The 24975-nt window shown below is 58.9% G+C and carries 18 protein-coding genes, 1 tRNA gene and 2 pseudogenes; 12 read left to right on the top strand and 9 right to left on the bottom strand.

Going from position 1 to position 24975, the window contains the following annotated elements:
* Positions 1–32 precede the first annotated feature (32 nt).
* Positions 33–869, bottom strand: coding sequence for a glyoxalase superfamily protein (locus tag ACIGJE_RS25560; protein ID WP_483678990.1), 837 nt, complete (start codon positions 867–869; stop codon positions 33–35).
* A 496-nt stretch (positions 870–1365) separates the two neighbouring features.
* Between ACIGJE_RS25560 and ACIGJE_RS25555 the strand changes: the two are divergent.
* A pseudogene (locus tag ACIGJE_RS25555) lies at positions 1366–1578 on the top strand (helix-turn-helix transcriptional regulator).
* 30 nt (positions 1579–1608) lie between these two features.
* Here ACIGJE_RS25555 and ACIGJE_RS25550 read toward each other — a convergent pair.
* Together ACIGJE_RS25550 and ACIGJE_RS25545 are read right to left on the bottom strand one after the other, a co-directional pair.
* Complete coding sequence (locus ACIGJE_RS25550) at positions 1609–1941, bottom strand: hypothetical protein (RefSeq protein WP_483678989.1); 333 nt, start codon at positions 1939–1941, stop codon at positions 1609–1611.
* A gap of 321 nt (positions 1942–2262) precedes the next feature.
* On the bottom strand, positions 2263–2976 hold the full coding sequence (locus ACIGJE_RS25545) for a hypothetical protein (protein WP_483678987.1): 714 nt from the start codon (positions 2974–2976) through the stop codon (positions 2263–2265).
* Between the two features lie 107 nt (positions 2977–3083).
* On the opposite strand from ACIGJE_RS25545, the gene ACIGJE_RS25540 reads away from it, so the two are divergent.
* Positions 3084–3380, top strand: coding sequence for a helix-turn-helix domain-containing protein (locus tag ACIGJE_RS25540; protein WP_311943041.1), 297 nt, complete (start codon positions 3084–3086; stop codon positions 3378–3380).
* Positions 3381–3452: 72 nt separating this feature from the next.
* Here ACIGJE_RS25540 and ACIGJE_RS25535 read toward each other — a convergent pair whose 3' ends face one another.
* Positions 3453–4448 carry a hypothetical protein gene (locus ACIGJE_RS25535; protein ID WP_483678985.1) on the bottom strand — a complete coding sequence of 332 codons (996 nt, stop codon included), beginning with the start codon at positions 4446–4448 and terminating at the stop codon, positions 3453–3455.
* A 288-nt stretch (positions 4449–4736) separates the two neighbouring features.
* On the opposite strand from ACIGJE_RS25535, the gene tssI reads away from it, so the two are divergent.
* The 5 genes from tssI to ACIGJE_RS25510 are packed head-to-tail and all read left to right on the top strand — an operon-like array spanning position 4737 to position 13811.
* Positions 4737–7283 carry a type VI secretion system tip protein TssI/VgrG gene (gene tssI, locus ACIGJE_RS25530; protein ID WP_483678983.1) on the top strand — a complete coding sequence of 849 codons (2547 nt, stop codon included), beginning with the start codon at positions 4737–4739 and terminating at the stop codon, positions 7281–7283.
* A 25-nt stretch (positions 7284–7308) separates the two neighbouring features.
* Positions 7309–8487 (top strand): DUF2169 family type VI secretion system accessory protein, encoded by a 1179-nt coding sequence (locus ACIGJE_RS25525; protein ID WP_483678982.1) that lies wholly within the window; start codon positions 7309–7311, stop codon positions 8485–8487.
* Complete coding sequence (locus ACIGJE_RS25520; protein ID WP_483678981.1) at positions 8484–8906, top strand: PAAR-like domain-containing protein; 423 nt, start codon at positions 8484–8486, stop codon at positions 8904–8906. Before ACIGJE_RS25525 ends, ACIGJE_RS25520 begins: the two co-directional genes overlap by 4 nt.
* A 1-nt stretch (position 8907) precedes the next feature.
* Complete coding sequence (locus ACIGJE_RS25515; protein ID WP_483678980.1) at positions 8908–13524, top strand: RHS repeat-associated core domain-containing protein; 4617 nt, start codon at positions 8908–8910, stop codon at positions 13522–13524.
* Positions 13521–13811 carry a hypothetical protein gene (locus ACIGJE_RS25510; RefSeq protein WP_483678979.1) on the top strand — a complete coding sequence of 97 codons (291 nt, stop codon included), beginning with the start codon at positions 13521–13523 and terminating at the stop codon, positions 13809–13811. The genes ACIGJE_RS25515 and ACIGJE_RS25510 overlap by 4 nt, the downstream gene beginning before the upstream one ends.
* 233 nt (positions 13812–14044) lie before the next feature.
* Here ACIGJE_RS25510 and ACIGJE_RS25505 read toward each other — a convergent pair whose 3' ends face one another.
* The 3 genes from ACIGJE_RS25505 to ACIGJE_RS25495 form a co-directional block, all read right to left on the bottom strand.
* Positions 14045–15205 (bottom strand): YcaO-like family protein, encoded by a 1161-nt coding sequence (locus ACIGJE_RS25505; protein ID WP_483678978.1) that lies wholly within the window; start codon positions 15203–15205, stop codon positions 14045–14047.
* Positions 15206–15305: 100 nt separating this feature from the next.
* Positions 15306–15764: a hypothetical protein gene (locus ACIGJE_RS25500; protein WP_483678977.1), complete on the bottom strand. Its 459-nt coding sequence runs from the start codon at positions 15762–15764 to the stop codon at positions 15306–15308.
* A gap of 65 nt (positions 15765–15829) precedes the next feature.
* Positions 15830–17806 (bottom strand): AfsR/SARP family transcriptional regulator, encoded by a 1977-nt coding sequence (locus tag ACIGJE_RS25495; RefSeq protein WP_483678976.1) that lies wholly within the window; start codon positions 17804–17806, stop codon positions 15830–15832.
* A gap of 616 nt (positions 17807–18422) precedes the next feature.
* On the opposite strand from ACIGJE_RS25495, the gene ACIGJE_RS25490 reads away from it, so the two are divergent.
* The 4 genes from ACIGJE_RS25490 (at position 18423) to ACIGJE_RS25475 (ending at position 22178) form a co-directional block, all read left to right on the top strand.
* On the top strand, positions 18423–19223 hold the full coding sequence (locus tag ACIGJE_RS25490; protein ID WP_483678975.1) for a methyltransferase: 801 nt from the start codon (positions 18423–18425) through the stop codon (positions 19221–19223).
* Between the two features lie 282 nt (positions 19224–19505).
* Positions 19506–19973, top strand: coding sequence for a Ros/MucR family transcriptional regulator (locus ACIGJE_RS25485; protein ID WP_483678974.1), 468 nt, complete (start codon positions 19506–19508; stop codon positions 19971–19973).
* A gap of 210 nt (positions 19974–20183) precedes the next feature.
* On the top strand, positions 20184–20423 hold the full coding sequence (locus tag ACIGJE_RS25480) for a hypothetical protein (RefSeq protein ID WP_483678973.1): 240 nt from the start codon (positions 20184–20186) through the stop codon (positions 20421–20423).
* Between the two features lie 33 nt (positions 20424–20456).
* Positions 20457–22178 carry a recombinase family protein gene (locus tag ACIGJE_RS25475; protein WP_483678972.1) on the top strand — a complete coding sequence of 574 codons (1722 nt, stop codon included), beginning with the start codon at positions 20457–20459 and terminating at the stop codon, positions 22176–22178.
* Positions 22179–22201: 23 nt separating this feature from the next.
* Here ACIGJE_RS25475 and ACIGJE_RS25470 read toward each other — a convergent pair.
* Positions 22202–22792: pseudogene (locus tag ACIGJE_RS25470) on the bottom strand (DDE-type integrase/transposase/recombinase); the annotation flags it as partial.
* Positions 22793–23214: 422 nt separating this feature from the next.
* A tRNA-Ser gene (locus ACIGJE_RS25465) sits at positions 23215–23304 on the bottom strand.
* 256 nt (positions 23305–23560) lie between these two features.
* Between ACIGJE_RS25465 and ACIGJE_RS25460 the strand changes: the two genes are divergently transcribed.
* The gene (locus ACIGJE_RS25460) at positions 23561–24826 is read left to right on the top strand and encodes a sarcosine oxidase subunit beta family protein (protein ID WP_483678971.1); all 1266 of its coding nucleotides are present in this window, start codon (positions 23561–23563) and stop codon (positions 24824–24826) included.
* Positions 24827–24975: the final 149 nt, after the last annotated feature.

Below are 24975 nucleotides of genomic sequence, written 5' to 3'. Positions count from 1 at the left end.
GGACTTGCGCGACGCTATTCGCGTGGGTCCTCTCAAGGCCCTGGGGTGACCCAGGCCGTGTCGATTAGGCCCTTTGAATCGAGCGCAATCCGCCAATGTGAAGCACCATTTGCATGTCGCACGGTATAGACGTCTTTGCCCTCGCTATCGACACCGAGGAATCTCACAGTTTCGACAGCGCCTAGTTGTTCGTGGCCAGGATGGAGATGAGACAATTGCTGACGGGTCGCTTCGGCCAAGTCAGGGCCCATTTCATGATAGTTAGGCTTTCCGCTTGTGAGGCCTTCGATAAGTCGAAGGAGCGCTTCCTCGGTTCCTGGGGTGGCCGACTGGCTTCTCATCTTTTCGGCCACATCCGCCTCAAGCCTCTGCGCAGTTGCAGCGTCAACTCGCTTCATAGGGTAATCGCTGCCGCCCTGGCTCTGAACGAGAGACAAAGCGTGCCCGCTTTCGTCGACGATGAACTTGACCTGTGCATCGACGACTTTGGCAAAGAACTCAGTATTGCTCTGAGCATAGAACGGAACGTCATCTTGCCCCGTTATTCGTGTGAGAAGATGGCCTCCATCACGTGTAACCGTATAGGTGAGCCGGTTGCCGAGTTGGTAGAATCCAACATATCCATCGAGAATTGCAGCATCCACGGTGATTTCCCGGCGCGGTTCGCTAGATGGAAGCTCTTTGGGCGAGGTCTTGTTTGATTGGACGATGGAAGCCTCGATCTCTGCGGACAGGACATTCCAGTCCTGAAAGCCCAAAATCTTGGCAATCAGTTCCAGACTCTCACTGTGCGTAACGGAGATGGATTTGGCTGTGAGAAGGTCACGTAGCGTACGCGCCATAGCTTTGGCGTCGCGGAAATCGCGCATAAAATATTCCTCTGCATAGACGAACGGCGAATGTCAGATGCTTGCGTTACTGACCCGTTCGTCGGGCAAAGGAAGCCTTGGTCGGCCTGATACATTTCACCATACCCCGGAAGAGGCGCAAGCAGCAGGCTGTATCTACCCGAGGCAGAGTAAGCTCCAAGGGCTCATTATCTGTCAAGCTAGCGATGTCGAAGTCAGCAGCGGGAGGGGCACTCTGATAGGGTACCTTGCTGACGTTCGAACCCCGGAAAAATGGCACAAATGTTCGCAAAACTCCCGATTAAAGCATCACTTCTGCTGCCGACTCTTGCAACAACGGATCTCAATCATAGCGACAGCTATCGTTTGCCAAGGCGACCGCGTTGCAGCTTTGGGCCGGCCCATCCTAATGACCGCCGTCTCCCCTCCATAATACAATGGCACGATGTTCCCCTTGCGCATCCACGGCGGCTTGGCCTCGCTGCCCTGGAAATAGCCAACACGAGGCAGTGCAGCCATGCGCGACCCAGATCGTATCATCCGCGTGAAAACTGTCCTTGCCCGGGCCGGGCTATCCCGCTCCACGATCTACCGCAAGATCGCCGAGGGCACTTTCCGGCGCCAGGTCAGGATCAGTGTCAATGGCGCGGGCTAGCATGAATCCGAACTCAATCGCTGGATTGCCAATCCTGTCTCATGGCGTCCCAAAGGCGAGTTCGATGGGGTCTGACAGGGGATTAACCTGCTACTCGGTCCACCGTCAGTAGCCGAGTATGGCGTAGCAGCACAGGGCGAAGCCGCCGGCGGCACCCGCCAGGCCGGTGTAGCCGATGATTTCGTCGCGGGACTTGAGCTGTAGTTTGTTCAAATGCTCGGTGCTGCCTTCTGCCCCTGAAACATCATAGCCGAATAGACTTGCAGCCTTCCGAGTGGCTGGGTGATCCGTTCCCGTCTTGCGCAGAAACCAGCCGAACAGGGCCCCGATGAGCAGCTTTTGCAGAGTGCGGGTAATGGTCCCGATCACACTGAGCTTAAGGCTGATGCCGCTGACAAACATAAGGCAGAAGCCCGCGGCGAAGAGCCAGATGTTCATACCGGTCTCGACAGTTCGGGGAACACTCTCGCTCAACAATCTGGATGAGCTGGCAACGAGACTCAAGTCGCGTTTTGGTTGTAGCAACGCGACATTCCCCTCCCGAGGCCCTAGGCTGTGCTCTGCGCTCCGCGAGAATTGGGCTTGTGTCGGCTCACTATCCGCCGGGGGAGGCGGAGGCGCCCACCCCGAGGTCCGGAGGAGCATCGGGGAAGCGGGGCGGCATGGATCCGCGATCGGCCGTTGGACCACGGATCCAGGGTCGGGCAGCCCAAGGGCGAGAGCGATGAGTTCTGATGAAGGCGAAGGCACTTCGGGAGGCTATGCGCCAGAAGCAGGTCGGCGAGCACGAGAAGTCTCCCGGTCGCTGCCAGGTATGAAGACATTCGGTTCGATGGTCTGAGCGATACAGATCAGGTCGCGGAGCGCTGAGCGGATCTGCGGCTGGGGAAACTCGGTGTCGTCTTCCCAGATTCTGCCCTCGTGGAAGATCATATCGAGCTTGCCCGCGATGCCGGCGAGTGAGGTGGCTGGTGTGGCGGTCAACGCTTCGACGAGTTCTTGTTCCCGCTCGCCCGCTTCCACCTCCGCCTGCTTGGTAGCCGAATAGCCTATCCGTTCATCGACCACGTCCCAGCGCGCCTGATGCTCGGCTAACTCCGACTTGGCCTTCGTACACAGGTCAGCCATCTCAGGGGCTGAGCCACAAACGGCCTCGATGTCTTCCGGCGAGAAGAATTCCAGTGCCTCGCTGCTCCCCGGCAGGCGAAGTGTGGTCCGGGGGAAGCCGATTTCTCGGACCAGCTTCGTCTCGAGCCGCTGCTGCTTGTGGCAAAGCGCTTCGGTCCTGAGCGCTGCAGTTTTCCATTGCTGCCATGCCAGTAGCGCTGGATCGGCGTTATCGCAGTTAGCTAACGTTTCTGCAGCCGGCCCTTTGCCCTGAAATGGCCAGGCCAGTGTGGTTACCGCCGTGCCCATCAGCAAGCGCCGTCGGGTGACGAAAGACAAAGTCGTGCTATGGTCGGAATCAGCCATGATCCGAGCTCCTTGCAGCTTGGTTGTGGTCAGGCCGTATCGAGTGTTCGCCCACTTGATGCGGCCGCTTTCTAAAAACGAAAGGATTGTCTGTTTTCGGAAAGCTATTGTCAACGCTTTCCGAAAAAGCTTGCGATTTTCGAGAGTTATTACCAGTTTGCGGAATGGATTCTGCGCAGTGTCGCGCCGCACGGGCGCTGTTGAAATGGACACAAGAGGAACTCGCTGCCCGCTCTGGCGCGAGTGCCGTTACCATTCGCAATTTTGAAAACGACCGCTCCGTTCCTCAAACGGGAACTCGATACCTTCTCCAAAAAACACTCGAGCATGCCGGCATCGAGTTCATTCCTGAAAATGGAGGCGGTGTCGGTGTGCGCTTGAAGAAACGTTCATCCGCTGAATGAATAGCCTGCCAAGCGCATTTGCTTCGGTGCACCTGAGGCTTGGACCAACCACTTGACTGTCCGGGGGCGAAATTAGTCGCCAGGTACTGCTTTGCCTTTGGAAGGATAGGCGGATCGACAATACTGGGTGGAGTCGGGCAGTACGGCCAGCACCCGCAAGCCCCCCTCTGCCTCAAAGCGTGCCGGATCACGCAACGGCCCGGCATGGCAGGCCATGAACCATCTCGCGACATCCTGATCATAGAGCCGGGCAATCATCGCTTCGATCCTGGAGGTGACATCCGTCAGTGCCTCGCTTAAGTCTCGGCTACGAAAGCTCGCACTGCCGCGCAGCACTTTGTGGCCACGTCTGGCGCGGCCTGCGACGCCTTGTAAGCCGCCATCACTCACCAGCAGGGCGAGATAGTGATAGCCGTGAGGTAACACGCTGACCCGGAGGCGCCTGGGACGCATGGCATCGAAATGCGCCTCGATCGCCGCCAGCCGCGCCTCGACTTTCTCCGCATCCTGCATGCATGGGTTCTCCTCCACCGGTGCCTCAGCAAGGCGCGTCAAGCGGTCGGCGAAACTGCGCTGCGCCTGAGCCCTGCCATAGTCATCCTGTGTCAGGAAGACCACCGGGTATTGCGCCAGCCAGGTTTCACGCTCAGCCATCGCCAGATCCCGGGCTCGTTCCTCGCCATATTTGTTCACCGAGAAACTTTTGCGCCGGGTGCCGTGCTTCAGCTCCAGCGTGGCACGCCAGGCAAACCCGCCATGGCCCATGCGCACACGTGCCACCCCCGCCATGCCGCTGGTGTTGTTCTTGTGCAGCCGCACGCTGCGTTCCAGATTGGTCGCCGGCGGCAGAACCGCGATTACGGCATCCCGATAGGCCCGGGCCTGCGCCCGCGCCGCTTCGCTCGAACCATAGACCGCGTCGGCGAACCGACGCAGCACTGTGCGCCCTTGCCGCGTCATCATCACCACGAAGGTACCCGTCTTCTGTTCGCGATAGAGGCCATATGTCTCGACTCCATCGGGAACAGTGTCATCGCCGGGGCGAGCCGGCGAAAGCGGCTGTAACATACGTATGGGATGCAAGACTGACATGCTGGCTTGTCTAGAGTAAAGGCCGCGGTGTGGTACGGCGTTCGGACCAGGAATGAACCCCACGAAACAGCGTCGTGCTCTTGGTTCGAGCTAAGTGCGGGAGATGATATCGCTCATAACTTCACCGAAACGTAAACTGTACTAGTATGATTGTGAGAATAAGAGCATGTCATTTGCGGTACGATTTTGCAGTTGATCTTGGACGTCGTCACGATACGTTTAATGACGTAAGGTTAGTTCGGCAAGAACGGCAGGAATGAGGCCATGGAACTATTGGACGCGGCGAGTGCCGGCTACATTCAGGCAGGCCGAATCCTGCGCATCGAAACGCCGCTCGGTGCCGATGTGCTTCTGCCCGAGCACATGGAAATGCGCGAGGCCATCAACGACCTGTTCACCCTCACCATCGCCGTGCGGTCCAAGAAGACCGACATCAAGCCGGACGAAATCGTCGGCAAGCTCGTCGACGTGTCTCTCGAACTGGGCCAGGGCGAGCGGCGCACCTGGAATGGGCTGGTGGTGCGCCTGGGCGAAGGCCCGGCGGTCACGAGAGGGCTGCGCGCTTACACCCTCGAACTGCGTCCCCAGCATTGGTTGCTGAGCCAGCGTTCGGACTGCCGGATCTGGCAGGACAAGACCTCGCTGGACGTCGCCCGCACACTGCTCTCCGAGCACAAGCTGCAGGCGCCGGTGACCTCCGGCGTCATCCCCGAACCCAAGCCCCAGCATTATTCGGTGCAATATAACGAGACGGATCTGGCCTATCTGGTCCGACGCCTGGAAGAGGATGGGCTTTTTTACTGGTTTGTCCACACCGGCGGCGAGGCCGGTTCTGTATCCGCCAGGCATGTCATGCATATTGCCTCGCATGGCTCTGGCTATATCGCCGGTTCTGAGCCCGATGTGCGCTATGCCCTCGGCTCTACGGACAGAAATCATCTCACCAAGCTGGAGCGCAGCTTCCACTATATTCCCGGCAAGCGCTCGGCGGGGGACTGGAACTTCCTCACACCCTCGACCACACCGGCTGGCCAGACGCCCAGCCTCATCTCGCTGCCAGGCAACGAGGCCTATGAGCTCTATGAATACCCGATGGTCGGCGGCTATGGCTCCGACAGCGCCTCCGAGGGCATCGCCAATGACCGGGTGGAGCGCCAGTCCAAGCTGAGGATGCAGGCGGCCGAAGCCGATTACGAGCGCATCGAGGGCGCCTCCACCATTCGTACTCTTGCGCCCGGTCAGCGCTTCAAGCCCTATGACGTTGCCAATCCCGGCAACAGCTACGAGGAGCATATCACCTTCCAGATCATCCATACGGCCCGCGACCGCTCCTACGAGACGAATGAGGGCGAGCCGGAGTATTCCAACCGCTTCATCGCCTTGCCGAGCCGGGTGCCGGCGACGCCCCACCGCTCGACGCAGCGCCCGCGCATCGACGGCACTGACATCGCCATCATCGCCGGCCCGCCGGGCGAGGAGATCCACACTGACAAGTACGGACGGGTGAAAGTGTGGTTCCCCTGGGACCGCCGCGCCAAGAAGGACGGCACCGACACCTGCTGGTGCCGAGTGGCACAGAACTGGGGCGGCGGCAATTGGGGCGGCCAGATCATCCCGCGCGTGGGTATGGAAGCGATCGTTTCCTATCTCGGCGGCGATCCCGATCGGCCGATCATCACCGCGCTGGTGCCCAATGCCAGCCAGCAGGTGCCCTACCAACTGCCCGAGCACAAGACCAAGAGCATCTTCCGTTCCAACACCTACAAATCCAAGGACCCGACCAAGTTCAACGAATTCTCCTTCGAGGACGCGCCGGGCCAGGAGAATTTCCACCTGCATGCCCAGAAGGACATGACCTCGAAGGTGCTCAACAACCAGATCCACACGGTGGATGCCAGCGCCCTGCATTCCTATGGCCAGCAGCACCAGCTCACCGTGGGTGCCAATATGAATCATCAGGTTGGCGGCGGCCTCAACCAGGTGGTGGGCGCCACCACCGGCATGGGCGCAGCCGCTCTGCTGGCGCCGCTCGCCGGCCTGATGGGCCAGAGCGCGGGCATGCTGCAGCAGGCCATGGCGATCGCGGCGCAGGCCGCCGCGAGCCAGCCTGGCAGTGCCGCCAGTAAGACAGCCGGCGCTGCGGCCTCGGCGGTGACGCAGGCCGCTCTTGGCGGTCTCGGCGGCGGATCCGGCTCCGGCAGTCCGGCGGCGGGAGGAAGCGGCGGTGCCAGCGATGGCGGCATCCTCTCCACCCCGCCCTTCGTGCCGCCGGCTGATGCCGGCGGGCAGGGCGGCATTGCGGGGGGCATTGCCGGTTCCCTGATGAACAACGTCCTCGGCGTCGCCTCCGGCCTCTTCGACCAGGGCCTGAAGGCCGCCGCCAATGTCGCCCCCCAGGCCCTGTTCCAGGCCGGCGGCGCTCCGATGGCCGCGGCTGGGACATCGGCGCTCGGTACGCTGGGCGGATTGCTGGGAGGCGGCGTGCTCAGCCAGACCATCGGGCGGATGCAGGTCAAGAATGTAGGGGTGGCCAGTTCGGAGCATATCGGTACGGCGAAGGTGTCGAATGTCGGGCAGGTGTTCAAGCAGAAGGTCGGTAATGCCTACCATGTCGATGTGGGCGAGGAATTCGTCATCGGAGTCGGTGCTAGTGTCGACACAGAAGGCAAACCGACACCGCCCAAGGCTCTCCTGGTGATGAGAAGCAACGGCGATATCATCCTGCAAGGCGTCAAGCTATATGGCCTTGCGGATGCTCATATCCAGCTTATCTCCGATATGATCGACAACAATCCTCCAAGCATTGGTTAAGAAATCTGTCTGGAGGATCTTGATTGTGCCTCGATTGATCAATCATGCGCCTTTCCCAAATTTTCGGTATTACTCGTCCGATAATACGGGAAAGGAGTTCGGTGTCGTCATCGTCAAGGGGACGTATGAGTTCGCCCCTTCCGGACGGCTGCTGCTGGCCGAGGAGCAGGCCGCTTTGGTGTTTACCGATCTATGCCATGGCGTCGTCAACGTTACCTCGCTGCGGCACCCCTCGGATCTGGTACCCAACAAGCCAAGCACGGACATCATCGTCAATGCCACCACCTGGGCGCCGCGCGGCGAACCGACCTCCTCATGGACTTGCGGTCTGCGCGTCGAAGCTCGCGACGGCAGTGCCGTTGTCGAAAAGAGCCTGCGCGCCACCGGTCCGCGCCAATGGGTGCCCCGATGGAAGAAGCAGCTGTCGGAACGCGAAACCCAAGAATGGCACAAACACCGGCGCTGGTTCGAAGGTTGGCAGTTGTCGGAGCCCGAACCGATTTCGCATCTGCCGCTTCACTACGAATATGCCTATGGCGGTCCCAAGCCGATCGGGGAGCAGGAGAACGGAGAATCCATTCTTGATTTCGACCCGCACAACCCGCTTGGGCGCGGCGCGCTCGACGAGGAATGGAGCGATCCCACAACTTCTCATCCCGCACCACAAATCGAGGCGGTGGGCGATCCAATCAGCGATCCCTACAAAAGCTATACTCCACAAAGCCTGGGTCCGATCCCACCAGCCTGGGAACCGCGTCTGCCTCTCGGCGGCACCTATGACGACGAGTGGGACAAGAACATCTGGCCCAATTGGCCGCCGGACTATCAGTTCGCCTATAATAATTCGGCGCATCCCGACTTGATTTGCGGCAACTATTTGCGTGGTGACGAACGTGTCACCCTTGTCAATTTGATCGCGAATGAACCGACGACGGTCTTTGATTTGCCGGGTGATGGGATCGATCTGGATTTCATCAAGGCAAATGGCGGCTACGACCGGCGGGAAATGGTATTGGATACCGTCTTTCTCGACGTCGCATCGGACAAACGACACAGGCGCCACGTTTTCTTGACTTGGCGCGCGAATTTCGAGCCGGACACGTACGAACACATTCGCATCATTCATCGACGCCGCAACGCCGACTCAAAGACGACGCGGGACCAAATTCAGCAAATAGGCGCCAAGCAAAGGTCAGTAGCATGAGCGAGGCCAAGGTTTCGGCGCGCAAGACGCACGCGCACACTATCGTCTCAAAGGGCCCGGATGTGTGCTGGACGCCGCGGGGCAATACCAGGGTCAAAGTCGCCTACAGCTCGATCGCCTTCATGGATACGGCGGTACGAGTTTCGACCTCGGTGCGCAACAACGGCGACTATGATTTCCAGCTGAATTCGCGCTGCGCAACATCCACGGGCCACGAACCGGGTATCGACAAGGGGGTACACAAACCGGGATACCTTGGTCCGGCTCATGTCGATACGGCCGCGAACTTCCTCTACTCGGAAGGCTTTGCTAGCGTCAGTCATCGCGATCCGGCCTGGATCAACGGACCGGAGATTGGTCCGCGGGAGGCACAGAAGGCACGCGGTGATACCTCCAAAGGTGGCAAGGGGAACGAGTGAAATGGGTGAACCGGCTCCAAGTGCGCCTTCGCCGCAACACAAAGCCCCACCGATTAGCGACCTTGGAGCTCAAGCGAACGCAGCTGCGCAGACTGCAAAGAGCACGGCAGCAGCAATTCCGGGAACAAGTAAAACCTGCGACACGAACAAGAATGCGAAAGGCGAGGTTTGTACAGATTCCACGGCGCCGGGGGTGCTCGATCTGATTACCCACGACCTCGATAATGTGTACAATAAAAATGCCCAGCGGATAAATGAGTTAGATAAACAAATAGAACAAAGAAACGATCAATTACGAAAAGACGACAATTATTCGGATATTGGAACTTCGTATAAATTAAAAGACAACGATAATTGGGCTGATTATGAACCAAATAGTTATGATGGTGGCGATGGTGAGCTTAAAAATCTTTTTGAAGAAAGAAATAGCAGATATGGCTTCCAATCCTATATGGATGATATAAGGCATAAAAAAAATTTAATTGATGAAACTAAGAAAGGAAATTACAAACCTCTTCGCGATGAAATAATTAGAGCTGGTATAATATATATCTTTGCCAGATATCTTGGGCCCGAAGCTTCTCTTGCCTCCTCCGCTGAGAGAAAAGCGGTGACAACGGCAGAAGGTTCCGCTGCCCGCACCGCTGCCGGCGAACCAGTCTCCGTCGCTAATGGCGAGTACTTGGAAACTTGGCGCGATTTCTTGATTCCCGGTGCAGCCTTAGCGCTCGACGGCTCGCGCTATATGGGCCTCAAGCTGCCGATGCCGACGCGCTGGCGCAATCCGCTCGGTGTCTGCCAGATATCCGCCTTCGACGAGTTTTTCACCAATCCTCAACGGGGAATGCTGGAGTTTCATCAAGCCGACGGTAAAGTCGTCGCCTTCGAGCGCCCGTTCAACTTTCTGCCCTCCATCAATGGCAGCTATCCGCATCTGGAGCTGAAAGCGCCCTGGCTTGGCCAGCTCACATTAAAAGACAGGCGCATCGTCAAGCATTTTACACAATATGATGATCGCTTCTATCGCCTTGAAAAGATTGAGGATCTCAACGGAAACGCGCTCATTTTTACCCGCTCGGAAACGGGTGTACTGGAGAAGATCGAGGCCAGCGACGGCCTGTCCCTGCTGTTCGACAATGATGGAGAGGGGCGCCGCGTTTCGATTACACTGATCGGCGCCGATCGCTCGGAACTGGAGCTGGCGCGCTATGCCTATGATCAGCGCGGGCGCATGCTTTCGGCGGACTGTGCCTTCGGCATGTCAGTGCGTTACTATTGGTCCGAGACCAAGCCGTTGCTCAAGCGCTGGCACAATCTGACGCGCCGCAGCGAAACGATTTTCCAATATGACTCGGAGGGGCGCGTCGTTCACACCGCCACCAACGGCATCTGGAACGACGATCGCTTCCGCTATGATCGAGAAAAAGGCGAGACCACCTATCTACCAGCCGGCCAGGAAGAGCGGGCTCAGCGTTTTCAGTACGACGAGCACCAGAACGTCACGGCTGAGATCGACGCCTTGGGCGGGGCAGTCAGACATCGCTATAATCGAGCGGGTATGCGCGTCTCCACCACGGATGCCCACGGTCATGCTGCCAGTACCAAATACGACCAATACGGCAATGTGCGCGAGTTCACTGACGCCGAGGGACGCAGCACCGTCTATGGCTGGGGGCCAAACGGGAATGTCGACACCATCATCGACGGCGCCGGCGGCGTGCGCAAATTCGAGAATGACCGCTTCGGCAATGTGGTGGTAGCGCGCGATGCCGAGAAGCACGAGACCCGCTTCGAGCGCGACGAACGCGGGCGCCTCACCAAAACGATCTTTGCCGATGGAACTGAGGAAACTCGCACCTATGACGAATACGGCCGCCTCGCGCAGATCCGCGACGCCAAGGGCGGGCTGACGCGCTTTGGTTATGACGCCTTCGGGCGGATGGTGGAACGGGTGGACGCGCTCGGCGGCGTCACCAAGCTCGACTACGAAGCCGGCGCCGGCGGCTTTGCCACGCCGACACGGCTGACGCGGCCGGATGGGGTGAGCATCGGCCGGCGCTTCGATGCCGAGGGCTCGCTCGCTTCGGTGAGCGATGGCGAGGGGCGACAATGGCATTATCGCTTCGGAGCCTTCGAGGTGCTGGAGGCGATCACCGATCCCAAGGGCGGCGAACTCTCTTTCGGCTATGACAGTGAGGGACGCCTCATCGCCGTGACCAACGCGATGGGGCGGGTCTATGCCCTCAACCGCGACGTCGCGGGCCGGGTGATCGAGGAGGAGGATTTCGACGGGCGGGTGACGCGCTACACCCGGGATGCCGGCGGGCGGGTGATCGAAACCATCAAGGCCGATGGCGGACGGTTGGTCTATGGCTACGACAAGACCGACAGGATCACGCGCATCGAAACCTTCGCGCCGAAAGCCAAGCCCGAAGACGCTCCCCAAGATGTGACGCGCTTCTGGTATGACGGGCGCGGCCTAGTGATCAAGGCCGAGAATGGCGCCTCCCTGGTCGAGTATGAGCGAGACAAGAATGGCGCCATCGTCGCCGAGACAGTGAACGGGCGCCGGGTCGAGGTGAAGCTCGACGCGGTGGGCCGGCGGACCGAGCGTCGGCTCTCCACGCCCAAGGCCACCAACCCAGGCGAAAGCCTGGTTGCCTACAGCCATGATCCGCTGGGTCTGATCGAAAGCCTGACCATCGACGGCCACGCGCCGCTGTCCTTTCAGCATGACGCGCTGGGGCGGGAGACACGGCGATCGAGCCCTGCCGGCTTCCAGCTCACCAGCCGGCACGACGCGGTAGGCCAGTTGATCGAGCAGACCGGTGGTAGTGATCCGGCTGAGCACCTACGCCAGGCGGCGTTCGGCGAGGCTTTCTCCCGAAGCGCAAGCCCAATCCCTGGGCGTGACCCGGGGATCGAGCGCCGCTATCGCTGGGACCGCGCCAACTCGCCGCTCGCCATCCTCGATGGGCTGTGGGGCGAGACAAGCTACGAATACGACGCCAATGGCCAGGTGGCGGCGACCAAGGCAGGCGAGGGCACCGGCGACGAACTGCGCGAGCGTTTCGAATATGACGCGGCACGCAATCTCGTCGGCACGGCGGCGGCCGGCGCCGGCAAGCTGCACGGCTTCGGCGAGGCGCTTGGCAAGCTGACGGCCTGGAGCAACACGCCGGGCGGTGTGGTCAAGATCGCCCGTGGCCCGCGCGGGGAAAGGCTGGCCCTGAGCCATGACGCCTGCGGGCGGGTGACCGAGCGCAAGGTCGAGCGCAACGGCTTCCGTTCCAAGGTCTGGCGCTATGCGTGGGATGGGCATGACCGGCTGGTGAAATGCATTACGCCAGAGGGCGATATCTGGCGCTACGGCTACGATCCGTTCGGGCGGCGGGTGTGGAAGGTGCGGGAACTCACCCAGGCCGAGGCAAGAAGCCATGCAGGCCGCTACCCGGACCTGATTGCCGCCAGTCGCGTAACGCCGGACTATGCCAGCAGCCTGTTGCCGCCGCCTTCTGAGCGCCGGGGCGGACTGCTGGGGCAGTCGGATGATGGTGAGGAGAAGCCGCCGGTCGTCGGTGTCGCTTATAGCTGGGATGGCGATGTCCTCGCCGAGGAGGCGCCGTTGCGGCTTGACGGTGCCATCGATTGGCACCTGACGACGCGCTGGCATTACGAGCCGGGCACGTTCCGCCCGCTCGCCAAACAGGAGGCGTCGCAACGTTCAAAGACGCCGGAGGGAAATCGAAAGGGGGATCCTGGCGCGTTGCTTTACATCGTCACCGATCATCTTGGCACGCCGAGGGAGATGGTGGACGAGAGCGGCAGGGCGCTCTGGGCAGTTAGCTTCACGACCTGGGGTGTTGTACGCGGCATCAAGGTCGCGAATGACGATCGTGTCGGGACCGTTCTGCCGGCTGGAGAAGGTGAAGCAAGTAGCGTTGCCTACCGCGATGCCCGCGGAACTTTCGTGCTTAAGCCGGTTACTCATGATGCGCCGCAGGTTCAGCATTGCCCGTTGCGTTTCCAAGGTCAGTGGCAGGATCAGGAAACGGGTCTATATTACAATCGCAATCGACACTATGATTCACTGGCGGGGCAATATTTAAGCCCCGATCCGATTAGATTAGAAGGAGGAGATAGAACACAAGGATATGTATCAAATCCTATTTTTTCTATTGATCCCCTTGGCTTGGCTGCTAGATGGCCCCTCACGCCGTATACCGGAGACAAGCTTAGGCTCTATCATTACTCAACTCCAGAGAATATAGAAGGCATTAAGCAAAGCGGGTCTATAAATCCGTCGAAAGGGTTTGATCGCGCGCGTCACGGCGATGGTGTTTATGTTACGGACATCCCGCCAGAAAACATAGTTGTGGAGGCAGCGACCAAGCGCGCGCTCACCCAACAGCAAATACAAAGCGGAAAAATTTCTGCGGGGCAAGCTACATCGAAGCTGTTTATACCCCCCGATAAGTTGAAGGGGTTCGTTGAAATCGACGCCTCAAATCTGGGAGTTTATCAAGCTCTCACTCCATCTGGCGTACCTAGGTCAGGTATATTGGTAATACCAACCGAAACGCCATTGCGAATTGATATAACGAGATCTCATCCATGAAGTATAATCTGGTATACCACAAATGGTTTTATCATTCTGCCGAAGGAGAGGATGGTGAATTTTATGCAGAATCTATCGATTCTCCTGAAGTTGATGGAGATTTGATCCTACGACATGTCGTCCATATAGAAAATAATTTCTATTGGTCAACTAGAGATTCTTGGAAAGATGAAAGATTTATGTATATGGAGCATCCATTTTTAACATGCTGGAAAGGTTCGATAGATTTTCAGGAAATATCCAAGGAAGAATTCGATAGAGTGTGGAATGTCTCCATTAAAATATGAAACAATCCAGGCTGCCTGTCTGAATCCTAACTTAATAATATATCATTCGGAATTACAGTAGTGCGGAGGGGCGTGTCGTCCACGCCGCCAAGCCCACGGTTTTGAATTGCCAGGAGTCGTTTTCGATCTCGATGATCTCGCAATGGTGAGTAGGTTGTCGAGCAAGGTGGTGGTTATCTTGGCTCGTGGGCCTTGGCACGGGCGATATGGCGGCAACGACTCAGATGCAATCGTCAAGATATCGGCCCAATGATGTCTTCCAAGCTGAGGGGAGCCACGCCGCCTTCCACGAATGTCTTAAGTCCGGGTGCCAATGCGCGGACCACATGCACGCCTTCGATCGGACATGGCAGGTCGAAGAAAAAAACGTCACGATATCCGGCTTTTGCCAACTGACAGGCCAGGAAGTTAAGCGCTTCCGAAGGCGAGAGATTTGTAGGAAGCGTATTTCGGGCCGCCAATTGCCCTAGCGTTTCTCCGTGATCGGGCCTGGACGGCAAGGCCAGATCCAAATTCTCGTATTGCGAGATGTCCAGATCATCGCGAGAACCGGAAATGTTCGTCAGGCGCGATTGCACGGCCTCGAGGAGGGCTGCTAGCGTCGCTTCCGCAAAGTCGAGCCGACAGGCATCACCGCCTGAAAACCTAATACCAGCCCCATCCTTGTCCCACACCGGCCGTACGATCATCGCGCTGACGATGGGGACGCCGATTTTGCTGGTCTTGTTGAAAAAATGCGGCTCCAAACCTGCGTTGCGTACCTTTGTGACCGCTTCATCCAAACCCAGATGGACGCCAGGCTGCCATATCAACGGGCGAGAAAGCCCTTTTAAATGACCGAGCCCGTCAGAGAGTGTCGTACCGTCTCGTTCGATCAATTCGAGTAGCGCAGAGAGGGCGGCTGAGGCGTAATCGAACCCTGCGCCCAGACCGTCAGAGCTTACGTGGAAGGCAGCGTAATCCCACGGGAAGTCATCCCGCATATCCAACCCCACGAGTTCGTAAGGTGCGTAAACGGCCCTATTCGTTCCATGCCAAACCCCACGTACCCAGGCGCGGGGGCGACGCGGATCGAATTCAGAGAAATGACATCGCACCAAGGACCGCAGCGGCACGGCAAGAAGCTTCCGCTTCGCCAGTCCAGCCGGCGTTCCGAACTCTGCAATCAGGGGGCGGGTCTGCTCGGCAACCGCCCCTTCGATGGCCTCCATGATAGCCGTTAGCCGGGCCCTCTCGTGGTTGAGCCCTTTGCCCTGGCTGACTGCCAGGCAACGAGAATTCGGCCGCGCGGCGAACCAGACGGGAATGCCAATAATGTCGAGGTCAGTAAGATCCCCGACGCGCGAGATGCCAAAGGGGGCGAGTGGGGGAAAGTCCGGCGAAACAGAATTCATCGCAGTAAGATTGCTTGCAACGGCCGGACTCCCATCAGAACTTACCGGCGCCCCTTCAATAAGACACGATCGCTGTCAAAAGTGATAGCGATCATCGGGCTCAGCATTTGTTATCATCGCTGCCACCATCATTGAGGATGGCATCAAACAAAGTACTTTCCTCGCCTTTAGCGCCATTAATAAGGTGACACAGCGCCGATTTTATTTGCTGATTGTGTCCTTTGTTAGCTTGTAAAGAGTTTGTAGAAATATTCGCTTTGAACACAAATTCTACCTCGCTGATATCCGCACCCGTTTCAATAAGCGACTCGATACCAGCAATTTTATCCCTATCAAGCAGACGCCCTCGCCCTTCGGCGGCATTGTGATCAGCAATGAGGTGCCACAAAAGTGCACCCACTTTGGCGTATCCGTCGCCGCCAGTAGCCTTGCCGTATCTCTGTATCTCCTCATCCGAGATTTGGACCACCCGCAACGGCTTGATTTTTACAATGCAAATGCCGACCCCCCGATCGCCGATCACATATAGTCTTTCTTTGTTCCCAGTGCGCTTAGGCATTTTTGATCCTCAAGGTGACATTTTACTATATAAAAACTTTGGGTTTGCTTACGAGTGATCTCATTCTAATTCAGGCCCGCAATTCGAAGTCCTTCCGCCATTAAATTGCGATCTTCTGCTCTTCTATCCGGTGCAAGATTCACTATGTCCGAGATGGTTATTCCCGGATACATTTCTCGCAATCTCGCGCCATACTGGCGAGCGACGCTTTCATTTCCTAACAATCCATGTGATATCGCTAGTAGTCGCAGCACTGATTCATCAGAACTCATACGGTCACACAACTCTATGGCACCGCGATAATCATGCCGGCGTATCGCTATTGTAGCCCCGCTCCACCAATAATAGTCAGGTGGAAAAGGATTCAGATCCAGCGCCATTTGAAAACGCTTCCAACCCGCTTCGGCGTCGCCGAGGTGCGACAGGGCATCCGCATGCGATAGCAGTAAATCTGCTGAATGCGGATTTAGGACCTCCGCTTCCAAGAACTTGCTGCTGGCAGTGTCGAAATCGCGCTGATTCAATGAAACCACAGCCGCCATTCGATACCCTGCGCCGTCGCCAGGATCGATCGAGATCGCAGCGTCGGCCTCCAGACGCGCTTGATGGAGAAGGAAGGGGTCATTGGCTCCCAGCATTAGCCATTCCAGGTAGAGGGTCTGCGCATGTGCACTTCGCGCGGGTGCAAAATGCCGGTCGACATCCGCCGCCCTTCGAAACTCTCGGCGTGCACGCCGCAATTTCGATAGATCACAATCTTTGAGGAGCAGTTTGCCTTCGAGGTAGTGTCGATAGGCGTGCGGCTGAGGGTCCGCTCGCATACGCTTGAGTTGATCTTGCTCGATCTCGGTCGCCAGCGTCACCGCGATTTGCCGAGAGATCAGTTTGAAAGCTGTCGGCAGATCACTCCCGCCGATCCGAAATTCGGCAGCCCAGAGGATCTCGCGGCCGGGGTACAGTTCCAGGCGCAGAGCAAGGCTCGGGTCGCCGGGAACCATAAAGCTGCTTACCAAATATCTGTTGCGCAGCGCGTCGAGGCGTTCCGGCTCTCGCAGGTCCACGGCGCCAAAACTGCTATGAGGGGCGACCACCGCGAAAGTGCGATAACGCGACAAATCATTGGCGACCTCCTCGACCAGCACCCGAGCCAGCGGATCGCACTCCTCGCCCATTGTCGGATTGGGGGGCAACAGGGCCACGCGCGGCAGTTTCGCCAGACTGCGAACAATGACAGGTTCGCTCTCTTTGGCGGCGTTGAATTCTCCAACTGCATCTGCAGGGCAGTGATTGACCTCTGCGGAAGGCTTGGGATTGTTGGCCAAAATGCGACGCACCAAACCGATAATTTCGGCTTTCGGTTCGGCATTGAATTCGCGTTGCATCATGGCTTTGAGCAACTCGAATGTGCGGCTCACGGCTTCGAGGTTGTTATTGCGTCCGTAGGCCTCGATCAGAACCCGAAACGTCTCTTCGCGTTCGGGTTCCAGCATCAGCATATGTTCGCCGATTTCTTCGATGTCGTTCTTCTGCGCCCGGGCAAAGCGCGTCATTTCCATGAGCACATCGCCCGCCAGGGACAAAACTCGCTGGCGGAAACGCTCGCGCTCGCTACGGAACCATTGCGACAGTTCGTCCCCACCAGTATCGAGTGTGGCGAGAAGGTCTCCCTTTATCAGGCGAATTGCTGCCACACGCTCAGCCAGTACTTGGGACTTGCGCCACCTCATAATTTTGGCGAGGTCACTGCAAATCGCTGCCGGGCCAGCTACCAGGCTGGTGCCCTGCGCTTCGATCACAGCTTCGTCCAAGGGCCAGAAACGATTAATCCTCGCTAGCAACTGGCGGAGATTGGTGAAGGCCTTTTCTTCCGGCGCGTCCTCCCAAAGGAGGGTGGCAATGGCCTGCCGGTTCATTCGTTTTCCGCCGGCCAGTAAGAGCATCGTTAAGAGAATATATCCTTTGGCCGGAAATACGCCTTCCATTGGCTTGGCCATATGTGGCACGCCTGACAAATTCAGAACTATGTCGCTTTCGGCCTTCATCCGATCCTCCTTGCGCTAGGAGGCTGGACTCGCGTCCCATTGACGCCGTTGTTTCTCACCCAAAATGGAGTGCCACCCATAATAAAACTCGCGCGCGTGAATGAGGAGGCTCGCGCCAAATCCAGTATTTGACTTCCACCTCCCTAACTGTTCGCCACGCGCTGCGAAGTCAACAAGTCAAAGCCGATTTCAAAGCGGGTTTCACGCTCGTGTCACGGATGAGTAGTGTCGCCTAGGGTGAAGATTGAACTTCCATGACACAGGCAATCCTCACTAGCCGGTTTCACTGTAGCTCCTGTGGCGTTTGGTTGCTTCGTCCTTCGTGCAGGACAGTGGCAAGAGGGAGAACCGGGATGCGGTTGAGAACACTCTCTTGATCTTTCGGCAGTGCGCGGGGAGGGAGAACGCTGCTCTCCCTCCCCAGCAAGCATGAACTGGGGTCTCCCCGAAATTCTCTTCGCTGCGCTCAGACAATCTCGCCGCCGATAGGGGCGGCGCCCTGCAGGCGGGTGATACCCCTCCCCAGTTCAAGCTTGCCCCCCACCCACACGCTGTTCCGCACGAGCTCGGGAAGCAGGCGGGCACCTGCTTCGCCGATCCAGGGAAGGGCAGCAAGATGGGCAAGTTGAGCAAAGCGGAGATGAAGGTGCACGCGGAGGCGGAAGCCTTGCTGATGCAGGATGTGCTGAGCGAGGACGAGAAGGACTTCGTCCTGGAGAACTGGCATCCGGGTGCGGAGAACAATGTCGCGGCCGCTGGCGCGTTCTTCACGCCGATCGATCTGGCGGCCGATTTTGCCCTTGAGCTAGGGTGTGGCCGGGTCATCGACCTCTGTGCTGGGATCGGTGGTCTCGCCTACTGGGTTCACCAGCGTGCCAAATGGCGGGGCGAGGTGGAACTGACCTGCGTCGAGATCAATCAGCGCTTCGTCGAGATCGGCCGCAAACTATTGCCGGAAGCGCGCTGGATCTGCGCCGATGTGCTCGACTGGCGGCAGTGGTGGAAAGACGAGCTTGAGGGAGCCATGTTCGACTGGGCGATTGCCAATCCGCCCTTTGGCAGGGTCGCGACCTCAAGCGATCGTCCCGGCTCCAAATCCTTCGAGTTCGCGGTGATCGACATTGCCTCTGAGATCGCCGACAATGGCGTATTCATCCTGCCGCAAGGCTCGACGTCGTTTCGCTATTCCGGGCGCCCCTGCTTCGAACGGCTGGCCTCAGGGGCCGGCGTCAACTTCGAGCAGCGAACGGGCCTGTTCATGGACTGCGGCATCGGCATCGACACCAGCGTCTATCGCGATCAATGGCGAGGCGTCGCACCCTTATGCGAGATCGTCACCATGGAATTCGCCGAGTGGCGGGAACGTCGCCAGGCGCGAGTTCTGGCTGACAAGAGCGAGCAGCTCGTTCTGCTTTAGGCAGATGGTTCGATGTTCGGAGACAGGCGAATGTAATTCGAATGTTCCCCGGCTGTCGACAATTGTCCTGATTGAGACAGGACAAACCGATGGTTGAGGAATAATCCACAAATCATCGGAACAGTGCTGCTGAGATTGCGGTCTTTTTTGAAGATGATGTTTACAGGCACCGGAATTTGCCTGAGAATCCGAGTCAGCGTAGCGATCGGGTCCACAAAGCTGCGCATATAAAGAAAAATGTCACTCACTTCGACATCAACGCAAAAAAGAAAGTGACTGAACATGCTCGAAGAAGACACGAGTCTGGTCGACCTGACGGTCGACATCGTCTCGGCCTATGTCGCCAACAACCAGGTCGCCACCGCTTCCCTCGCGGATTTGATCCGTACAGTGCATGGAAGCTTGACCGGTCTGAATAATCCCAAGCCGGTCGAGGCGGATATTCCTCTCAAACCCGCCGTTCCGATCAAAAAATCGATCACGCCCGATTACATCATCTGCCTGGAAGACGGCCTCAAATTCAAATCGCTGACTCGGCATCTGCGAACCGCCTATGGTCTGACGCCGGCGCAGTATCGGGAAAAATGGGGCTTGCCCAGCGATTACCCCATGGTCGCGCCGAACTATTCAGCCACACGCTCACGTCTGGCCAAGGAATTGGGACTAGGTCAGATGAATCGGAAGGCCATCAGCGCTCCGCCACCACCCCCTCCCGCATCCAGCAAGGGCAGAAAGAAAAAGGCAGCGTAGCGGTTTGGGCGTCAGACATGTCTATTTGCGAAGGGCTGGATGATCGAGATCAAGGTTCTCCAGCCTCGTTTCCGGCAGGTCTGGCGTATGAGGCAAAACCGCCGTTTGCAAGTCATTGCACGCCATGGCCCTGCGCCATGAACTTCGTGCTTTCCTTCCTCCTTTGGAGGCATCTGATGGCAGGTCGATCCATCGTCAGGAGCGACCGCCATGGCAGAAGAAACCAAGACAGGGCCGACACCATCGGCCCCGTCCAACGACAACATCAAACGCGCTGGCTCGAGCTATGCCGGCGAGGACAGCGGTCCCGCCAAGCTGGATCGCATCGTGCTCGATATCGCGCGGGTGATCGGCCGGCAGCTGGCCCGGGAAGCGTTCGAGAAACACCGGGCCGCCAATGACAATCGGCAAGGCCGCCGAGAGAAAGAGGGCAGGGGGGAGGAAGGATGATCCCCCATTAGGAAAGAGAGAGGTTGATCCACCATGACCCGTGTCGCGCTCTATGCCCGCTATTCCTCAGACAGCCAGCGGGATGCCTCCATCGAGGATCAGTTCCGTCTATGCCGCGAGCTGGCGACGCGCGAGGGCTGGAACGTGACGGGGACCTATCAGGATGCGGCCATCTCCGGTGCCAGCACCATCTTGCGGCATGGCATCCAGCAATTGGTGCGCGATGCTCAGCGCGGCCAGTTCGAGATCGTGCTGGCCGAGGCGCTCGACCGCATCAGCCGTGACCAGGCCGATGTCGCCACCTTGTTCAAGCATCTCAAATTCGCGGGCGTCACCATCGTCACCCTGGCCGAGGGCGAGATCAGTGAGCTCCATGTCGGCCTCAAGGGCACCATGAATGCCCTGTTCCTGAAAGACCTGGCCCTTAAAACCCATCGTGGTCTGCGGGGCAGGGTGGAGAAGGGCAAGGCCGGGGGAGGGCTGTGCTACGGCTATCGGGTGGTGAAGAAGCTCGATGCCGAGGGTGAACCCATCCGGGGTGACCGCGAGATCGTGCCGGAAGAAGCAAAGATCATCCGCCGCATCTTCCGTGAGTTCGGGACGGGCAAGAGCCCGAAGGCCATTGCCGTCGATCTCAACAAGGACGGCATTCCCGGTCCGCTCGGCCGGCACTGGGGCGATACCAGTGTGCGAGGTCATGTGAGCCGAGGCACCGGCATCATCAACAATGAACTCTATACCGGCGTGCTGGTCTGGAACCGCCTGCGCTTCATCAAGGATCCGACCAGCGGCAAGCGCGTGTCGCGCATCAATCCGCCGGCCAAATGGATCCGCACCGAAGTGCCGCATCTGAGGATCGTCGAGGACAAGCTCTGGCAAGCCGTGAAGGACAGGCAGAAGGTCATCGCCAGCAAGTTCGAGGCGGTGACCATCGGCATCCGCGATGCCAGGGCGAAGAGGCTGCACACCATGAAGCGGCCGGCCTCCCTGCTTTCCGGCCTGCTGACCTGCGGCTGCTGCGGCGGACGCTACGGCCTGTTCACGAAAGAGCGTTTTGGCTGCCTCAACCACCAGCGCCGAGGCACATGCGACAATGGCCGCACAATCACCCGCGAGAAGATCGAGGACCGCGTTCTCTCAGGCTTGAAGGACAGGCTGGTCTCGGCTGATGCCGTGGCCGAAGCGGTCAAAGCCTTTGCCCAGGAGACCAACCGGCTCAACCAGGAGCGCCGTGCTCAGAGCGAACAGGATCGCAAAGCCCTCGACAAGGTCGAGAGGGCCATCGCCGGCATCATGGTGGCGATCGAGGAAGGGCTATACCGGCCGACCATGAAGGCGAGGATTGAAGATCTGGAACGCCAGAAGGCCGAGATTACCGAACGCCTGGCTCAGGCTCCTACCGATGTTCCGGACCTGCATCCCAACATCGCCAATCTCTATCGCAAGCGGGTGGAGCAATTCACGCAGGCGCTCGCCGACGACGAGGGCGGAAGACAGGCCGCTGAAGCTCTACGCTCACTGATCGGACAGATTGTACTCACGCCCGGCGAGAAGCGCGGCGAGATCCATGCCGAGCTACGCGGCGAGCTGTTTGGCATACTGGAATTTGCCAATCCTGAACGAAATCAAAGGGTTGGCGATGTTATGATGAAAGCCGTTGCGGGCCCCCGCAACCAACGTTCTCGAATAAGCCCTGTCGCCAAACGCGCAGGGCTTTTTTGCGTTTGCGGCCCCCAGTGTCATGATGGCCGCTGACCTGCTCCCCTATTTGTCCGCGTCTATAGGTTAGCTCTGTTCATGTTGCGGTCCGTTGCGGACCGGGTTGCAAACTCGTTTGGGGTGAGCCCGCCGAGGCTCGTGTGTGGTCGGCCCAGATTGTCGTCGGTCCTCCCGTCCTCGATGATCTGACGAGCGTGGCGATAGCTGTTGAGGCATTCGTCCCACAGGCGCCTCTTGAAGGACTCCACGAAGCCATTCCGCATCGGCTTGCCCGGCACGATGTACCGCCATTCGACACCATTCTCCTGCTGCCATTCGAGCATGGCGTTCGAAGTGAGTTCGGTTCCGTTGTCGCTGATCACTATCGGCGGATAGCCGCAACGCTCGGCGATCGCATCCAACGCCCGCGCCACGCGCTCGCCGGAGATCGAGTCATCGACCTCGGTCGTCAGACATTCCCGGCTGAAGTCGTCGATGACACACAGTATGCGGAAGCGGCGGCCGTCGACCAATGTGTCAGAGACAAAGTCGAGGCTCCAGCGCTGGTCGACGGCCGCCGCGCTTCCTTACCATCACCCGTTCCTCGCGTGGCGATGGAGCTTCCTCCAGCTAACCTCGACGCCCTCGCGCTTCAGACTAACCTCAAAGCGGTGACTTTCCAGGGGCAGTTAATCTCATCGCCATGGCCTTTGCCCGACTCAAAGCCCGTCCGAGGGCGGCTGCCGCTCGAATTTTCGAACAACTCTGGAATGCAATCGGCGATATCTGCGATCACCGCAGCCCCAAAAGGCTGGAACTATTTCAACGCCGCCGGCTATGCGTCTGACTAAATGTCCGATGCTCTAGAAAGAAGCCCCCAATCGCCCGTTCTCGAGAGGCGGACGTTGCATGCCAAGCGAACCACGACACGTAGCTCGGTAGAAAGTCGCATGAAAGGCAGCTGAGATCGACGGCGCACTGACTTCTCCGGCTTCGCCGCAGCCGGAGGTGCCTTACTGTAACGATTTGATTAAAAACATTTTCGCACGGCCTGGATGACCTGTCGCGCTTGCCAAGTGCCATGAAGAAGGAATGGCGGAGAGGGAGGGATTTGAACCCCCGATGGAGTTGCCCCCATGCCGCATTTCGAGTGCGGTGCATTCAACCACTCTGCCACCTCTCCGCAGCTGGTCGGGGGCTTCATATAGATATGCGCCGCGCGGGGCAAGACCGGAATGGCGGAAAAATTGGGAGAAAGTTACGGCACGGTGCTGCGGGAGACCGGGGCGGGATGGTCGGCCATCTCATCTCGGTTCCGGAGGGGCGGCAACAAAATCGCAGCCCATCTCGGTGTTTCGATTGCCAGCGGCAAGCGAGGTGCTTAAGTCGGGAGGGCGCCTGCGTCGGGCAGGCGCCCTCGCGGCATCACAGCGGAGCCCATGTCCGTCCTCTCTTCCGCCTATTCGGGATTTCGTCTCGCGTTCGAGGCGTTGCGCGGACATCGCGGCTGGGGGCCAGCCTGGCGCAAGGCGGCGCCCAAACCGGCCTATGACGTGGTGATCGTCGGCGGCGGCGGGCATGGCCTGGCCACGGCTTACTATCTCGCCAAGAATCACGGCATCACCAACGTCGCGGTGCTGGAGCGCGGCGGCATCGGGCTCGGCAATGTCGGGCGCAACACCACCATCATCCGCTCCAATTATTTCTCGCCCGAGAACATCCGCTTCTACGATTTCTCACTTCGGTTGTGGGAAGGGCTCGAGGCTGAGCTCAACTACAATGCCATGGTCTCCCAGCGCGGTGCGCTCAATCTCGTGCATGCGGACGGCCAGCGCGATCTGCTGGCCCGGCGCGCCAACCAGATGCTGCTCGAAGGCGTCGATGCCGAGCTGCTCGACAAGGAAGGCGTCAAGCGCTTGGTGCCGCTCATTGACGTCGACAATGGCCGCTTTCCCGTACTCGGCGGTTTCCTGCAGAGGCGGGGCGGCACGGTACGCCATGACGCTGTGGCCTGGGGCTATGCCCGTGCCGCCGACCGGCGCGGCGTCGACATCGTCGAGAATTGCGAGGTCACCGGCCTCACGCGCGAGGGCGATGCTGTGACCGATGTTGAAACCAGCCGCGGCACTATCCGTGCCGGCAAGGTGCTGTTCGCGGTGGCCGGGCATTCCTCGCTGCTGGCCGGCATGGCCGGTTTCCGCCTGCCGCTGGAGACCCATGTGCTGCAGGCCTTCGTCTCCGAGGCAGTCAAGCCGCTGATCGACTGCGTCGTCACCTATGGCGCGGGGCATTTCTATGTCAGCCAGTCGGACAAGGGCGGCCTCGTCTTCGGCGGCGCGCTCGACGGCTATAATTCCTATGCAAGGCGCGGTGCCCTGCCGATGGTGGAGGACGTGCTGGCGGCCGGCCTCACGCTGATGCCGGCCCTCGGGCGCCTGCGCGTGCTGCGCCAATGGGGCGGGGCGATGGACATGACAGCCGACGGCAATCCCATCATCTCGACCACGCCGGTGCGCAATCTCTACCTGAATGGCGGCTGGTGCTATGGCGGCTTCAAGGCGATCCCCGCCGGCGGCTTCACCACGGCCCATCTGGTGGCGACCGGTGCACCGCACCCGCTGATTGCCCATTTCGGCCTGGAGCGCTTCCGGGAGGGACGGGTGATCGACGAACGGGGCATCGGCCCCTATGCCTGGATGCATTGAGATGGGGGAGCTCGTGGCAGCATTTACCGTCATTGCGAGCGCAGCGAAGCAATCCAGCCTTTGCGCCCTTTGGCCCCTGGGTTGCTTCGCTCAAGCCAATCCATATGGATTGGCCAGGCTCGCAATGACGTCGAGCTTTAATGCCAAGG

The sequence above is a fragment of the Labrys sp. E2SS-1L genome (assembly GCF_057073705.1).
This window is presented reverse-complemented; position numbering and strand designations above follow the sequence as displayed.